This is a genomic window from Hyphococcus sp. (genome assembly GCF_041986965.1).
In the GTDB taxonomy this organism is placed as follows: Bacteria; Pseudomonadota; Alphaproteobacteria; order Caulobacterales; family Parvularculaceae; genus Hyphococcus.
Window position 1 is genome coordinate 1,347,928 of sequence record NZ_JBHIXB010000001.1, and the last position, 16,353, is coordinate 1,364,280.

Annotated in this window: 12 protein-coding genes; 11 read left to right on the forward strand and 1 reads right to left on the reverse strand. The window is 59.7% G+C overall.

Features of this window, described 5'->3' with window-relative positions:
• Nucleotides 1-137: 137 nt before the first annotated feature.
• The 11 genes from ftsZ (at nt 138) to lpdA (ending at nt 15,531) form a co-directional block, all read left to right on the forward strand.
• The gene (ftsZ, locus tag ACFC5L_RS06770; RefSeq protein ID WP_375201035.1) at nt 138-1,706 is read left to right on the forward strand and encodes a cell division protein FtsZ; all 1,569 of its coding nucleotides are present in this window, start codon (nt 138-140) and stop codon (nt 1,704-1,706) included.
• 244 nt (nt 1,707-1,950) lie between these two features.
• On the forward strand, nt 1,951-2,829 hold the full coding sequence (gene lpxC / locus ACFC5L_RS06775; protein ID WP_375201034.1) for a UDP-3-O-acyl-N-acetylglucosamine deacetylase: 879 nt from the start codon (nt 1,951-1,953) through the stop codon (nt 2,827-2,829).
• A gap of 151 nt (nt 2,830-2,980) precedes the next feature.
• Nucleotides 2,981-3,940 (forward strand): outer membrane protein assembly factor BamD, encoded by a 960-nt coding sequence (locus ACFC5L_RS06780; protein ID WP_375202337.1) that lies wholly within the window; start codon nt 2,981-2,983, stop codon nt 3,938-3,940.
• A gap of 78 nt (nt 3,941-4,018) precedes the next feature.
• Nucleotides 4,019-5,770, forward strand: coding sequence for a DNA repair protein RecN (gene recN, locus ACFC5L_RS06785; RefSeq protein ID WP_375201033.1), 1,752 nt, complete (start codon nt 4,019-4,021; stop codon nt 5,768-5,770).
• Between the two features lie 18 nt (nt 5,771-5,788).
• Nucleotides 5,789-7,975: an NAD-dependent DNA ligase LigA gene (gene ligA, locus ACFC5L_RS06790; RefSeq protein ID WP_375201032.1), complete on the forward strand. Its 2,187-nt coding sequence runs from the start codon at nt 5,789-5,791 to the stop codon at nt 7,973-7,975.
• A gap of 65 nt (nt 7,976-8,040) precedes the next feature.
• Nucleotides 8,041-8,601 (forward strand): LemA family protein, encoded by a 561-nt coding sequence (locus ACFC5L_RS06795; RefSeq protein WP_375201031.1) that lies wholly within the window; start codon nt 8,041-8,043, stop codon nt 8,599-8,601.
• The gene (locus ACFC5L_RS06800) at nt 8,598-10,301 is read left to right on the forward strand and encodes a DUF2207 domain-containing protein (RefSeq protein ID WP_375201030.1); all 1,704 of its coding nucleotides are present in this window, start codon (nt 8,598-8,600) and stop codon (nt 10,299-10,301) included. Before ACFC5L_RS06795 ends, ACFC5L_RS06800 begins: the two co-directional genes overlap by 4 nt.
• A 226-nt stretch (nt 10,302-10,527) precedes the next feature.
• A complete protein-coding gene (locus ACFC5L_RS06805) occupies nt 10,528-11,760 on the forward strand; it encodes a 3-methyl-2-oxobutanoate dehydrogenase (2-methylpropanoyl-transferring) subunit alpha (protein WP_375201029.1) in 1,233 nt (410 codons plus the stop codon).
• 3 nt (nt 11,761-11,763) lie between these two features.
• Nucleotides 11,764-12,780, forward strand: coding sequence for an alpha-ketoacid dehydrogenase subunit beta (locus ACFC5L_RS06810; RefSeq protein WP_375201028.1), 1,017 nt, complete (start codon nt 11,764-11,766; stop codon nt 12,778-12,780).
• Nucleotides 12,780-14,093 carry a dihydrolipoamide acetyltransferase family protein gene (locus tag ACFC5L_RS06815; protein ID WP_375201027.1) on the forward strand — a complete coding sequence of 438 codons (1,314 nt, stop codon included), beginning with the start codon at nt 12,780-12,782 and terminating at the stop codon, nt 14,091-14,093. The genes ACFC5L_RS06810 and ACFC5L_RS06815 overlap by 1 nt, the downstream gene beginning before the upstream one ends.
• 49 nt (nt 14,094-14,142) lie before the next feature.
• A complete protein-coding gene (gene lpdA, locus ACFC5L_RS06820) occupies nt 14,143-15,531 on the forward strand; it encodes a dihydrolipoyl dehydrogenase (protein ID WP_375201026.1) in 1,389 nt (462 codons plus the stop codon).
• A gap of 3 nt (nt 15,532-15,534) precedes the next feature.
• Here the strand turns inward: lpdA and ACFC5L_RS06825 are convergent, their stop codons facing one another.
• Entirely contained in the window at nt 15,535-16,350 is an 816-nt protein-coding gene (locus ACFC5L_RS06825) for a M90 family metallopeptidase (protein ID WP_375201025.1), read from the reverse strand.
• Nucleotides 16,351-16,353 lie beyond the last annotated feature (3 nt).

The window sequence follows — 16,353 nt, forward strand, 5'->3', positions numbered from 1 at the left end:
AAGAGAGCCAGCCGGGAGTCGTTAAGAGCCTGTTAACCATTTGGAAAGGGTTCTGAACGATTCTTTAACGAAGGATTTACCAAGGGGGAAAGGGCGCCCCGACAGCCCCGACAAAATGCGCATCATCGGAGAACTCCATGCCACTTAATCTCAGCGTGCCGGAACTGACAGAACTGAAACCCCGCATCACCGTTATCGGCGTTGGCGGGGCAGGCGGAAACGCCGTCAACAACATGATCGAAAGCCAGCTTGAGGGCGTGGAGTTCGTGGTCGCCAACACCGACGCGCAGGCGGTGGGGCTTGCTAAGGCGCCGAACAAGATCCAGCTCGGCGTCAAAACCACGCAAGGGCTCGGCGCTGGGTCCATTCCTGATATCGGGCGTGCGGCCGCCGAAGAGTCTCTCGATGAAATCCTCGAACATGTCGGCAATGCGCATATGCTGTTCGTCACCGCCGGCATGGGCGGCGGCACAGGCACGGGCGCCGCGCCGGTCATCGCCAAGGCCGCCAAGGAACGCGACATCCTGACGGTCGGCGTCGTCACGAAGCCGTTTCACTTCGAAGGCGCGCGGCGCATGCGCCTCGCCACCGCGGGCATTGAAGAATTGCAAAAGCATGTGGATACGCTTTTGATCATTCCGAACCAGAATCTCTTTGCGATCGCCAATGAGCGCACGACGTTCCATGAAGCCTTCGCCATGGCGGACCAGGTGCTGCATTCAGGCGTCAGAGGCATCACCGATCTGATGGTCATGCCGGGTCTCATCAATCTCGACTTCGCCGATGTGCGCACGGTGATGAGTGAAATGGGCAAGGCGATGATGGGCACGGGCGAAGCGGAAGGCGAAAAACGCGCCATTCAGGCCGCCGAAGCCGCGATTTCAAATCCGCTCCTGGATGAGCAATCCATGAAAGGCGCGAAGGGCGTCCTCATCAACATCACTGGGTCCATGGATATGACTCTGTTCGAAGTCGACGAGGCCGCGAACCGTATCCGCGCTGAAGTCGACCCCGACGCCAACATCATTGTCGGCTCCACCTTCAATCAGGATCTTGAAGGCAAGGTTCGTGTTTCCGTCGTCGCGACCGGAATCGACATTGAAGAAAGAGATCAGTCACGTCCGCAGATCAAGATCAATACGGGCGCCGTTTCCAAACCCTGGCGCGAGCCGACTCCGGTCGATCGCCCGGCCGCCGCCCCGGCTCAGGCGTCGGCGCAGGCTACTACGATGTCGGCGCCATCCGTTCCGGCATCGCGTCCGCTTTCATCTCCGGCCACGGCTGCAAGCCCGGCTCCGGTTGCGCGGGGCTCCGCTGCGGCGGCGCCGGCGGTCAATCCGGTCGGCGACGTTCACGAGCGGATCCGCAAGATGCTGACCGAGGGCCAGCCCGCTGAGGCCCGCCCGCAGCAGCAGGCGCAGCGTGAGCCGGTTCGCGCCCAGCGTCCGGCCCGCCCCGCTGCGGAGCCGAAACAGCAGAACGCCAACCCTTTCCGCGGCGCCCAGGCGCTCGGCAAACATTCGCTCGAGGCGGCCGTAGACATGTTCAAGTCGCTCGGCGGCGGCGACGATCGCCGGGACATTGCCCCGCCGCGCGCGCCTGAATCGCCCAAACCGGCGGCTGGACCGCGGGGGGATCTGTTCGACGACCAGGCGGACGCCGATCTCGAAATCCCGTCCTTTCTCCGCAAGAAGAAGACAGGTTGAGTATTAGGGGAATCCCCTAAGGTGCTGTTATAAGAAATGAATCGCGCTCCAGCCTAAGGGCTGCGAGCGCGGTTTGCGTTTGGAGCCGGCGCGTCGCTGTAGCAATTGGAAACAAACATTCATCATGACCGCTATTCGCACTCGCAAGAAATCGTTATGGTCTTGGAACTTGGCGCGCCGCCCGGCGGGGGGTCCGAAGGGCGGTGTGGGGGACGTCGTTTCGCGCCTGACGAGTGAGCAAGATATGCGTAATCCCGCCTTCCAGCGGACGCTCAAGAAAACGGTGGAGTTTGCGGGGGTGGGCTTGCATTCCGGCGAAGCCTGCCGGGTTGTATTGACGCCGGCCGCCGCCGATGCGGGGATTATATTCCAGCGCACTGATCTCGCCGCGCCCGACAATGTAATTGCCGCTATTCCTGAAAATGTCGCCTGCGCCAATCACGGCACCACGCTCATAAATGAGGCTGGTGTGAGCGTTGCGACCGTCGAGCATTTAATGGCGGCCTTGGCGCTCACTGGCGTCGATAATGTGACAGTCGAGATTGACGGACCGGAAATTCCCATTCTTGACGGCAGCGCCGCCGCCTTTGTGACAGAGATCGCACAGGCGGGTCTCTCCGAGCTGCGGTCGCGCCGCCGGCCTCTGGTGATTACGGAGACGGAGCGCGTCGCCGACGGGGAGCGCTCCATCAAGGTAGCGCCTCATGCGGGCAGGCTTGTGGAAATCGAGATCGATTTTGACGACTGCCTGATTGGCCGCCAGTCTTTGTGTCTCGATCTCGATGATCCGGCGGTGATCGCGCGCCTCGCCAGTGCGCGCACTTTTTGCAGGCTCAATGAGGTGGAGGCGCTGCGCGCAGCGGGCCTGATCCGTGGCGGCGCCTTGTCGAATGGCATTGTTGTTGATGGCGATCGCGTGCTCAATGAAGAGCCTTTGCGCGATCCGGCGGAGTTTGCACTGCACAAGGCGCTCGACCTGATTGGCGATCTCTACCTCCTCGGCGGGCCGGTGATCGGGCGCATTCATGCAGTCAAACCCGGACATGACCTCAACACCCGCGCCGCCCTCTATCTCAAACAGGCGCAAGCCGAGACCCCTCAGCCCGCGCGCGCCACGGCCTGAGCCGCTGTTGGACGCCGGCGGCGTTTGACACGAGGGCTCGGGGCCAACTAGATATTCCGGCCCGTTGCTCAATCGCCGGCGGTCGGCGTTCAGGCGAGGTCTTCGGACCTCGCCCATGGGCTGTAGATGGAAGGTGCTTTCCCCCGTGAAAATGCGTTTTGCGTTCCTGGCCAAACTCCTCCTCATTCTTGCCGCTTCGTTCGCCGTTGTGGCGTGCGGCTCTTCCGGCAAAAAGAAACAGCGCTTTGCCTATGTGGAGCGGCCGGTGGAGATTCTTTACGACCTTGCGGTGAAGGATCTTGAGCGCAAGCGCTATGAGCGCGCCATCGCATATTTTGAGGAAGTCGAGCGCCAGCACCCTTATTCCGCCTGGGCGCGACGCGCGATGTTGATGAAAGCCTTCGCTTATTATCAAGGCAATGACTATGAAGAGGCGGTCACGGCGGCAGACCAGTTTCTTGCGCTCCATCCTGGCAACAAGGATGCAGCCTACGCTTATTACCTGAAAGCGATGTGTCACTATGAACGCATTCGCGATGTGGGCCGCGATCAGGAATTCACTAATAATGCGGTTGAAGCGCTGACTGATGTCGTGCGCCGTTATCCGGATACGGAATATGCGCGCGATGCGCGTCTGAAACTCGATCTCACCAACGACCACCTCGCCGGCAAGGAGATGTATATCGGCCGCTTCTATCTGAAGCAGAACAAGCACATCGCCGCCATCAACCGGTTCAAGAAAGTCATCACCGACTATCAGACGACGAGCCATGTGCCGGAGGCGCTGCACCGCCTCACCGAGGCCTATATCGAACTTGGCATTATTGATGAGGCGCGCGCCGCCGCTGCCGTTCTGGGTTATAACTATCCCGGCAGCCGCTGGTATCAGGACAGTTACAAGCTTTTCGAGCAGCGCAACATTGTCGCCGAAGGCGCCCAGCCAGTGCGCCGCAAGCCTGAAAAGCTCAAAGAAGCCGCTCCGTCGGTGGAAAACATTGATCCTGACGAATTGCGCGCCATCGAGCCGCCAAGCCCGTCCGAGCTGGAAGCGCTGGGGCCGTCCGATAATCTGCCGGAGAACCCGCTGGAAGAGGTTCAGGACGAGCTTTAACCGGCCGTCAAACTGCGATAAATCCTTTGTCTGTCATTCGCGGGGCGCTCTCCCGTGAAAGGGGTATTCGCGTCGCCAATGCTCACCGCGCTTCATATTCAGGATTTCGTGCTGATCGATCAGGCGCGCCTCGCGCTTGGGCCCGGCATGACGGCGCTGACCGGGGAAACCGGGGCGGGCAAGTCGATCCTGCTCGATGCGCTGGGCCTCGCCGTGGGCGGACGCGCCGAGCGCGGCGCCGTGCGGCAGGGCGCGAAGCAGGGCGTCGTCTCCGTCATCTTCGAACCGCAAGCAAACCACCCGGTCTGGAAAGTGCTGGAAGAAAACGGTCTCGACACCGGAGAGGATCAGGTGATCCTCCGGCGTGTGCAGACAGCGGACGGCCGCGGGCGCGGTTTTGTCAATGACCAGCCGGTGTCGATTGCGATGTTGCGTTCAGTCGGTGAAACGCTGATCGAAATTCACGGTCAACATGACGGCCGCGGGTTGTTAACGGCTTCGGCGCATCGCGGCATGCTTGATGAATTCGGCGGTCTGCAGAAAAAGGTCGCAGCCGTCTCCGATCTTTGGCGGCGATGGCGTGACGCTGTGGAAGCGCTCGATGAGAAAAAGCGCGAGCGTGACGCCAATCTGCGTGAAGCGGATTATCTGCGCCATGTCGTCGACCGGCTTGGCAAGCTTGATCCGCAAGCCGATGAAGAAGTCGCCCTTGCGGGACGCCGCACGGAACTGATGGCTTCCGATAAAATCGCCGAAGATCTGAATGCGGCCATGACAGCGATCGGCGAAGGCGCCTTCGATGATAAGCTCGCAACCGCCTTGCGCCGGATTGAACGGGCGGCGGCGCAAATCGAAGGCGAAGACAATCCGCTTCATCAGGCCGCGACGCGTCTCGACGCGGCGCTGAATGAGGCGGCGGAGGCGCGCAGCGCCCTTGAAGCCGCGATTGACCGCTTCGGCGCCGATCCCGATGAGCTTGACCATGTTGAAGAGCGTTTGTTTGCGCTTCGTGCGGAAGCCCGCAAACATGGCGTGACGCCCGATGCGCTCGCAGGATTTCTGCAAAAGGCGCGACAAGCGCTTGAAGAGCTGGAATTGGGCGAGGCCGCTTTTGAAGCGCTGGAAGCAGACGTGAAAAAAACCGGCGACGCTTATGACAAGGCGGCGCGGGCGCTCTCAAAAGACCGCAATGCGGCGGCGAAAAAACTCGACAGCGCCGTTGCGAGGGAGCTTGCGCCCTTAAAGCTTGGCAAGGCGGCTTTTTCCACCCGCATTCGAACGGATGAAAATCATCCTGCATCGGAAGGGTATGACGCCGTTGAATTTATGGTGGCGACCAATCCTGGGGCTCCGGCGGGGCCACTGAAAACCATTGCGTCAGGCGGCGAACTTTCGCGCTTCGTCCTCGCCATGAAGGCTGCGCTCGCCGCCAAGGAAAACCGCACTGTCATCATCTTTGATGAAGTTGACGCCGGCGTCGGCGGCGCTGTCGCTGATGCGGTTGGCGAACGTCTCGCGCGCCTTGCTGCGGATGCGCAGGTTCTGGTGGTCACCCACTCGCCACAGGTGGCGGCCCGGGCCGGCGCTCATTGGCGCATCGAAAAGACCCAGACCAAATCGTCAACCCTGACGAAAGTCACACCGCTGGAGTCTGAGGATCGTATTGAGGAAATTGCGCGCATGCTTTCCGGCGCTGAAGTGACCAACGAAGCCCGTGCGGCCGCAAGACGCTTGCTTGGCGCCCCCTTTACCTCAAAACCAGTTACGGCCAAAAAGGCTGCGTCCAAAAAAGCGGCGTCAAGGAAAACGCCGGCGCGCAAACGCGCGTAACGCCGAAGCTGACAGATCATGGCCGCGAAAAAAAAAGCAAGAGACTTTTCTTCGATTCCGGTAAACAAGCTTTCGTCCGAAGAGGCGGAAGCGGAGCTTGAGCGCCTTGCGGAAGTCATCACGCGTGCGGACCAGGCTTATTATGAGCATGACAAGCCGGAGATCACGGACGCGCAATATGACGCGCTGCGCCGGCGCAACCTGCTCATCGAAAAGCGCTTCCCGAAACTGAAGCGCAAAGACTCGCCTTCGGACAAGGTCGGCGCCGCCCCGTCGACGAAGTTCGAAAAATCAAAACACGCCGTTCCCATGCTGTCTCTCGACAACGCCTTCAATGATGAAGACGTTTTCGACTTTGAAAAGCGTGTGCGGCGGTTTCTGGGGCTGAGTGAGGATGAAAAACTCTCATTTACAGCCGAGCCGAAAATTGACGGGTTATCGCTCAACCTTCGCTATGAAGGCGGCGCCCTTAAGGTTGCGGCGACACGCGGCGATGGAGAGACCGGCGAGAATGTCACCGGCAATGTGCTGACCATCGGCGACATCCCCACAGCGCTGAAAGCCGCGCCTGAGATTTTTGAAGTGCGCGGCGAGGTCTATATGAGCCTTGAAGAATTCGAGGCGCTGAACGAGCGCCTTGAGCGCGAGGCCGAGGAAGAAGGAAAAGCGCACGAGCCGTTCGCCAATCCACGCAACGCCGCCGCCGGGTCGCTCCGCCAGCTCGACGCGGCGATCACGGCGTCTCGCCCGCTCCATTTCTTCGCCTATGCCTGGGGGGAGGTGAGCGAGCCGCTCGCCAAAACGCAATGGGATGCGATCCAGCGGTTCAAAAAGCTGGGGTTCAAAATCAATCCGCTCGCCAAACGTTGTGACAGCGTTGACGAGATGCTGGCCCATTACCGCCAAATTGAGGCTGAGCGCGCGACGCTGGGCTACGATATTGACGGCGTCGTCTACAAGGTGGACCGGCTCGATTACCAGCTACGCCTTGGCTATGTCTCACGCGCGCCGCGCTGGGCGATCGCTCATAAATTTCCGGCTGAAAAAGCAACGACCGTCCTTGAAAAGATCGACATTCAGGTGGGCCGCACGGGCAAGCTGACGCCCGTGGCGCGCCTGACGCCGGTCACTGTCGGCGGCGTTGTCGTGTCGAACGCCACTTTGCACAACGCGGATTACATCGAGGAAAAGGACATCCGCGAAGGCGACACGGTGATCATACAGCGCGCCGGCGACGTCATTCCGCAAGTGGTGGAGGTCCTGAAGGAAAAGCGGCCCAAAAGCGCGAAGCAATATGTCTTTCCCGATCATTGCCCCGTTTGCGGCAGTCACGCCGTCAATGAGGTCAATCCCAACACCGGCAAGGCGGATGTAGACCGGCGTTGCACCGGCGGTCTTGTCTGCGACGCCCAGGCTGTCGAGCGGTTGAAGCATTTCGTATCGCGGCTGGCCTTTGATATTGAAGGGCTCGGCGAGAAACAGATCGCCGCCTTCCACGAAGAAGGGATCATCAAGGAGCCGGCTGACATCTTTACGCTGCGCCAGCGCCAAAATGACGGGAAGGTCGATCTCTTTACATATAAGAAAAAGGCGGATGGCGATCTGGCGCTGAAAGACGGCCATCCGGTTGCGACCAATAAAAAGTCTGTCCACAATCTTTTTGACGCCATTGAGGAGCGGCGATCGATCTCGACGGCGCGGTTTATCAATGCGCTCGGCATCCGGCATGTGGGTGAAACCAATGCGCGGCTTTTCGCGAACCATTACGGCGATTTCAACGCCTTCTACGCCGCGGCAGTGAAAGCTCGCGACGAAGAGAGCGAAGCCTATCAGGATATGCTGTCCATTGACGGCGTCGGCGCGCTGGTGGCGCGCGGCGTCATCGATTTTTTCGACGAAGAGCATAATCGTGACGCCGTCGACCACCTGTTAAAAGAAGTGACGCCGGAAAAAGCGGAAACTGTGAATGCGTCCAGCGCTGTCGCCGGCAAGACGATGGTTTTCACCGGCACGCTTGAGACCATGACCCGTGAGGAAGCTAAAGCGCGGGCGCAGGCCCTCGGCGCCAAAGTCTCTGGTTCAGTGTCGGCGAAGACGGATTACGTTGTCGCCGGACCCGGCGCCGGATCGAAGCTTAAAAAAGCCGAAGAGTTGGGCATAGCGGTGCTGACCGAAGCGGAATGGGCGAAACTCGCCAAGGGATAGCGCGGGGCCGCTCTTAAAATTCCCTGAAACGCGTTTATATATAGGAACAGGCGGGAGGGATTTTCATGAATTTTGGTTTCATTGTCCTTGGGCTGATCGTCATTTTGGCTGTCGCGCTGGCGGTTGTTTACAATCTCCTCGTGCAAAAGCGGCAGATGACCAGGAATGGCTGGGCCGATATCGACGTGCAGTTAAAACGACGGGCCGACCTCATTCCGCAATTGGCGGAGACGGTGCGGGGCTATGCTGTACATGAGCGGCAATTGTTTGAGGATGTGATCGCAAAACGTAATGCGGCCCTGGCGGCGGGGGACGATCCGGCGGCGCGCGGCGAGGCGGAAAGCGCGCTGTCGCAACCGGTGCGCCAGATGATCGCCGTCGCTGAAGATTATCCCGACCTCAAGGCGAGCGGCAATTTTCTTGAGTTACAAAAGGAGCTGTCGGATGCCGAAGACAAGATTGAAATGGCGCGACGATTTTACAATGGCGCCGTGCGCGAGTTGAATACGCTCATCGAAAGTTTTCCCGTCAATTTGTTCGCGGCGCCGTTCGGATTTTCCAGACGGGACTATTTTGAGATAGAGACTGCTGATCGCGCGGTTCCATCTTTGGGGATCGGCGCATGACGATGCGCGTGTTGCTGATTGCACTGGCGGCGCTGTTATGGCCCGCGCTGGCGCAAGCTGCGGAGCAGATCGAGAATTTCGATGTTGAAATCGGTGTTCGCAAAAATGGCGACATCACGGTCACGGAAAAAATTCAGGTCACCTCGGAAGGACGGCAGATCCGGCGCGGCATATTCCGCGATCTGCCGCGGTATTATGAAAAAGGCGGTGTCGATCTTCCCTACAGTTACAAAGTAAAAAGCGTTGAACGCGATGGACGAAAGGAACCCTACGCCATTGAGCGCGTAGGCAACGCCTATCGCATCCGCATCGGCGATGCGGATGTCTATCTGGATAGCGGCGTCTATGAGTATGAAATCGAATATGAGGTGAAAAATCAGATCCGCTATTTCGATGGCTATGATGAAGTCTACTGGAACGCGACCGGAAATTACTGGAACTTCCCGATTCTAAAGGCGCGCGCTGTGGTTCGTCTTCCCGGCGGCGCGGGCGCCGTATCGACGGCGGGCTATACCGGGTCGCTCGGCGCTGCAGAACGCAACTACCAATACGCCTATGAGAATGGCGCGCATGTTTTTACGACGACTGAGCCGCTTGCCCTTCGCGAAGGGCTGACCGTTGCGGTTGGCTTTGAAAAAGGTGTGGTCGATCCGCCCTCGGCGTCCGACCGGTTTGCCGAATGGCTGCGGCGCAATGCGTCGTCGATTATTCTTGCGATTGCCTTGTCATTGCTGACGGCGTTTTACCTTTACACCTATGACAGGGTGGGGCGCGACCCGGCGAAGGGACCTGTTTTTCCGCGTTACGCGCCGCCGGATGACTTGTCGCCGGCCGCAGTGCATCACATCTATCACCGGCGTTTTTCAGGTCATCGCGCCTTGATCGCGACGCTCATGAGCCTTGCCGTCAAGGACCGCATCAAGATTGATGCAGAGGATAAAAAGAAAACAACGCTAACGAGGATTACAAAGTCGCATAGCGAGCTTGCGCCGGAAGAAGCGGCGTTGCTCGACCGGATATTCAATCCGCGTAAGTCGTTTACGCTCGGCGACGGTTATGATTCAGCTTTTACCCATGCCTATAACGGGCTAAAGCGGGAAGTCGGCAAAGATTTCGGCAAACCGTTTTTCAAATGGAATACGGGATTTTTGATATTCGGCGTATGGCTGACAATCGGTGCGGTTGTCCTGGCGAGCATTATGTCTCTTGGCTGGACAGGATGGCAGGCAGCCGCTGTCGTCGCGCTTATTATTTTAAGTGTTGTCTTTTCCTATTTTCTGCCGGCGCCGACGGAACGTGGACAGCGCGTGCGGACCGAGATCGAAGGTTTCCGCCTTTATCTCAAAACCGCTGAAAAGCTACAGCTGAACGCTGTGAAAGTGGGCAGTGACGCCCCGCCGCCCATGACAGTGGAGCGCTATGAGCGTTTTCTCCCCTACGCTGTCGCGCTCGGCGTCGAGGAGCCCTGGACGCGCCATTTCGAAAAACTGATTCCCGAAGAGGCGGCGAGCTATCAGCCTCGCTGGGCAACTATGCACAGGCGAGGCTATCGCTCCCTAAACGGTCTCAACAGCGCACTCGTGTCGAGCATGTCTTCCGGCGTGTCGAGCGCCTTGCCGCAAAGTTCCTCGTCTTCCGGTTCAAGCGGCGGCGGTTTTTCCGGCGGCGGCGGAGGCGGCGGCGGTGGGGGCGGCTGGTAATCGGGCTCTTTATCTTCTGCTACGCGCGCCAAGGCGGGTGGCAGATTCAACCTTGAAGTCTCAGTAAGAAACGCGTCCACGCTCTTTTTCGCCATAGTGCTCCTGCGCCATTGCGCGGTTCATGCCGGGCGCGGTAAACCGCCCGGAAAACAAGCCTTTAAGATTGGCGTAAACGAACCGTCCATAGGCGTTGTGTAAGATGGGCGGGAGGAAACCGGAGAGACGGATGAGCGACAGACCGCCGCTATCGTTATACGTTCCAGAGCCTGAATTTCGCCCCGGCGACAAGCCGGATTTTTCCAATGTCCCGATCCCTAAGGCCGGCGCCGCGCTGATGCCGCCGGTGGATGGGGATGCGGGCGATATTCGCGATCTGGCTTACACGATTATCCGCGTCATGAACCGGGAAGGCGAAGCGGTCGGCCCGTGGGCGGGCATGCTCGACGATGAACAGGTGAAGGCGGGCCTGGAAGACATGTTGCGGGTGCGCGCCTTTGATGCGCGCATGACCATGGCCCAGCGTCAGGGCAAGACCAGCTTTTACATGCAGTGCCTCGGGGAAGAGGCGATCGCCTGCGCATTCTCGAAAGTGTTGAAGCCGGGCGATATGAACTTCCCGACCTATCGTCAGCAGGGGCTTCTTTTGTCGACCGACTATCCCATGGTCGACATGATGAACCAGATCTATTCGAATGCTGCTGACCCGCTGAAAGGCAGACAGCTGCCGATTATGTATTGTTCGAAAGAACATGGCTTCTTCACCATCTCCGGCAATCTCGCGACGCAATTCATTCAGGGCGTTGGCTGGGCCATGGCGTCGGCGATCAAGGGCGACACCAAGATCGCGACATCATGGATTGGCGAAGGCTCGACGGCGGAGAACGATTTCCATTCGGCTCTGGTGTTTGCATCGACCTATCGCGCGCCCGTCGTGTTGAACATCGTCAATAATCAGTGGGCGATCTCAACCTTTCAGGGCATTGCGCGCGGCGGCGCCGCGACGTTCGCCTCCAGAGGTCTCGGTTTTGGCATTCCGTCCTTGCGCGTTGACGGCAACGACTATCTTGCTGTTTACGCCGTCGCCAAATGGGCGACGGAGCGTGCGCGCATGGGGTTGGGGCCAACGCTAATTGAACATGTCACTTATCGCATGGGCGCCCATTCAACGTCAGACGACCCGTCGGCCTATCGCGCGAAAGAAGAGTCGACATCGTGGCCGCTGGGCGATCCGGTGGAGCGCCTCAAAGATTATCTTATCAAGCGCGGCGTCTGGTCTGATGCGCAACATCATCAGATGCAGCAGCTTCTGGAGACGGAAGTCGCCGAGGCGCAAAAGCAGGCGGAAAAGAACGGCACGCTCCATGACGGGCCGCACTCCTCTCCCGCCAGCATGTTCGACGATGTGTACAAGGAAATGCCGCTGCATCTTCGCCGTCAGCGTCAGGAAGCGGGGTTTTAAACGATGTCGCGCATGACCATGATTCAATCGATCCGCAGCGCCATGGATAACGCCATGGCGCGCGACGACAACGTTGTCGTCTTCGGGGAGGATGTGGGTTTCTTCGGCGGTGTTTTCCGCTGCACGCAAGGCCTCCAGGAAAAATACGGCCGCGAGCGCTGTTTCGATGCGCCGATCAGCGAGACCGGCATTATCGGCGCTGCAGTCGGGATGGGGGCCTACGGCCTCCGTCCTTGCGTCGAAATTCAGTTTGCGGACTATGTTTATCCGGGATTTGACCAGATCGCATCGGAAGCGGCGCGTATCCGCTATCGTTCAAACAACGATTTCACCGTGCCGATGGTGGTGCGCATGCCCACGGGCGGCGGTATTTTCGGCGGCCAGACCCACAGCCAAAGCCCCGAAGCGCTGTTTGCGCATATTTCCGGCATCAAGACGGTCATTCCATCGAACCCTTACGATGCCAAGGGGCTCCTGATTGCGTCCATCGAAGACGATGACCCGGTGATGTTCCTGGAACCGAAGCGTCTTTATAACGGGCCTTTCGACGGGCATCACGACCGTCCGGTGACGCCCTGGTCAAAACATGAACTGGGCGAAGTTCCCGACGACTATTACACCACGCCGCTTGGCAAGGCGGCGATCCGGCGTGAAGGATCTGAGGTTACCGTCCTTGTTTACGGCACCATGGTCTATGTCGCCGAAGCCGCGGCGGAAGAAGCCGGCGTCGATGCGGAGATCATCGACTTGCGCACGCTCCTGCCGCTCGACATGGAAGCGATCGAAACATCCGTGAAGAAAACCGGCCGCTGTGTTATCGTGCATGAGGCGACGCGGACCTGCGGCTATGGCGCGGAACTCGCGGCGATTGTCGCGGAGAATTGTTTTTACCATCTCGAGGCGCCGGTGATACGCGTGACCGGTTATGACCTGCCTTATCCGCACGCCCATGAGTGGGATTATTTCCCGGGACCGAAGCGCGTGGGCGATGCATTCAAAAAAGTGATGGAGGCCGCCTGATGGGCGAACATGTCATCAAGCTGCCCGATGTGGGCGAGGGCGTTGCTGAAGCTGAGCTCGTGGAATGGCTGGTCGATCTCGGCGCCAATGTGCGCGAGGACGAGGTGATTGCGTCGGTGATGACCGACAAGGCGACGGTGGAGATCCCGTCGCCTGTCGAAGGCAAGATCATCTGGCGCGGCGGCGAGATCGGTGAAGTGCTGGCGGTCGGCTCGCCGCTGGTGCGCCTTGAAGTCGACGGCGCCGGCAATGTGAAGCCGGGGGAGGCCCCCGCTGCGGCGCCTGCCGCCGAGCCGGAGACAAAGAAAGAAGAAAAGAAGGCGGAAGAAAAACCGGCGCCGAACGCGGAAAAACCGAAACCCAATGGCGCGGCGCCGGCTTCGGCCCCGAAGTCCGCCATGCCGCGCCCCGCGCCGGCCGGCGCCCCGAGACAAGAAGGCGAAAAACCGCTGGCCTCGCCTGCGGTGAGAAAACGCGCGGCCGACGCCGGCGCCGATTTGCGCCGCGTGCCGGGAACGGGCCCGGCGGGCCGCATCACCCATGAGGATCTCGACGCGTTCTTCGCCAGCGACGGGCAAACGGCCTCGGTTCCGGGCGCCGTCTTAAGGCGCAACACCGCCGTCACCGATGTGCCGGTGATTGGCCTGCGCCGTAAGATCGCGGAAAAGATGGAAGCGGCGAACAACCGCATCGTGCCCATCACCTATGTTGATGAGGTGGATGTCACCGCGCTCGAAGATTTGCGCGCCGAGCTGAACCGGACGCGCAAGGAAGGAAGGCCGAAGCTCACGATCCTGCCTTTCCTGATGCGCGCCATGGTGAAAGCGATCTCGGAACAGCCGCATTTGAATGCGATTTATGACGATGAGGCCGGCGTCATCCATCAATATGGCGGCGTGCATATCGGCGTCGCCGCGCAAACGCCGAACGGCCTCATGGTGCCGGTGGTGAAACACGCCGAGGCGCGCGACCTCTGGGACTGCGCGGCGGAAGTCGCAAGGCTTTCCGAAGCCGCTAAAGAAGGCAAGGCGAGCCGCGAGGAACTCTCCGGCTCCACCATCACGATTACGTCGCTCGGCGCCATGGGCGGCATCGTCACGACGCCGGTGATCAATCATCCGGAAGTCGCGATTGTCGGCGTCAACAAGATGCAGACCCTGCCGCGCTGGAACGGAACCGAGTTCACGCCGCGCAAAATCATGAACCTTTCCTCCAGCTTCGATCATCGCGTGATCGACGGCTGGGACGCGGCGGTCTTTGTCCAGCGCTTGAAAGCGCTGCTCGAAACCCCGGCGATGATTTTTATTGATTGATTGGGGTTGGGGCCCCAATCAAATATTCGCATACGGATTGATTGAGTATATGGAAGACCTGACCTGCAAACTTCTCGTCATCGGCGCCGGCCCGGGCGGTTATGTGGCGGCGATCCGCGCCGGCCAGCTCGGTCTCGATTGCGTCATTGTCGAGGGGCAATATCACGGCGGCACCTGTTTGAATGTCGGCTGCATTCCGTCGAAGGCGATCATTCACGCCGCCGATGAGTTTGAAAAAGCAACGCACTTCGCTGGCGAGTCTGCGATTGGCGTCAAGGCCGGCAAGCCCGGGATCGACTTCGCCAAAACGCTTGAATGGAAAGACGGCATCGTCAAGCGCCTGACGGGCGGCGTCGGCGGGCTGTTGAAGAAAAGCAAGGTGCGCAGCATTGCCGGCTGGGCGACGTTTGTCGACGGCAAGACAGTCGATGTGACAGGCGGCGATGACGATTATCGCATCCGCGCGGAGAATATCATCATTGCGACAGGGTCCGTTCCGGTGGAGCTGCCGTTCCTGCCGTTCGGCGATAACGTTATCTCATCGACGGAAGCGCTGTCGCTTGAAACGCCGCCGAAAACGCTGGCGGTTGTCGGCGCGGGCTATATCGGGCTGGAGCTCGGCATTGCGTTTGCGAAACTCGGCGCAAAAGTCACCGTCGTCGAGGCGATGGAGAAGATCCTCCCGCTTTACGACAAGGAGCTGACGCGGCCTGTCGAAAAAACATTGAAACGCCTCGGCGTTGAGGTGCTGCTCGGCGCGAAAGCCAAAGGTCAATCGAAAAAAGGCCTCGACATCGAAACGAAGGATGGCGAAGCGCAAACGGTGAAAGCGGAAAAGATCCTCGTCACGGTGGGCCGCGCCCCGAAAACCGAAGGCTGGGGCCGCGACAAGCTCGTTCTCGATATGGATGGCAAGTTCATCAAAATCGACGAGGAATGCCGGACGTCGATGAGCGGCGTCTACGCCATCGGCGACGTCACGGGTGAGCCCATGCTGGCGCACCGCGCCATGGCGCAGGGCGAGATGGTCGCGGAAATCATCGCCGGTGAAAACCGCTCCTGGGACAAGCGCGCTATCCCCGCCGTCTGTTTCACCGATCCTGAAATCGTTTCGGTTGGGCTTTTGCCGGAAGAGGCGAAATCGTCAGGCTATGACGTGAAAGTGCAAAACTTTCCTTTCAGCGCCAATGGCCGCGCCATGTCGATGGAGGCGGAAGACGGCTTCATCCGCATCGTCGCGCGCGCCGACAACAGTCTGGTGCTGGGCGTTCAGGCGGCGGGCAAAGGCGTCTCGGAACTTTCAACCGCCTTCGGCCTCGCCATCGAAATGGGCGCGACCCTCGACGACATCGCCGGAACCATCCACGCCCACCCGACCCTCGGCGAGGCCTTCCAGGAAGCCGCCCTTAGAACCCTCGGACATGCGTTGCATATCTAGAGGTTAAAACCACTCCGCCGGGTCAAGCTGATAATACGCGCTGAGCTCTCCATAAAGCGCGGGCTCTTCCTCACGCAACTCGCGCGGCCGTTCGAAAAAGACTTCCGTCGCCACAGCAAAAAACTCCGCCGGATTGGTCGCGCCGTAAGGATCGAGAATGTTCGCGCGTCCCGCCTCAAGGTCGGCGCGCAGCCGGGCGTAAGCATCCTGAAAGACGTGCGCCCAGCGGGACGCGCTCTGGTCCTTGTCGAGCAACGGTGAGCCGTCGGTGACGCCGGTTTCATTGTCGAGCTGATGCGCGAATTCATGCATCACCACATTATGCCCGTCATGGGCGGCGAAGGCGCCATAGGCCGCCTGATCCCAGGAAAGAATGACGGGTCCGCGCGCCCAGCTTTCCCCGGAGCGCACAGGCCGGTGCTCCATCATCACATTACCCTCAACACGCGCCATGCGGCTTGTGAACACGGCGGGATAGACATGAATGGTGTGAAGCGTTTTGAACCAGCGGTTTTCCTTGTTGACGATGAGGAGGCAGGCCTGCGCCGCGATGACGACGCGCACCTCATCCGTGATCTCGAAGCCTTGCGCGCCGTAGAATTTTTTCTCGGCGAGAAATCGGTTGATGAGACCGTCGAGGCGTTTGCGCAGCTCATGAGGCAGCGCGTTATAGATCGGCACGCGCGACCGCAGGATTTTCCGGTGCTCCGCGGGCAACGGCGCCGCCATCAGCGCTTCGGTCTTGCGCCGTTGCAACGCCCAGCGACCGCCGATGAAAAGCCCGGCCCCGGCGATGAGAGTGATGATGAGAAGGTTCATAAG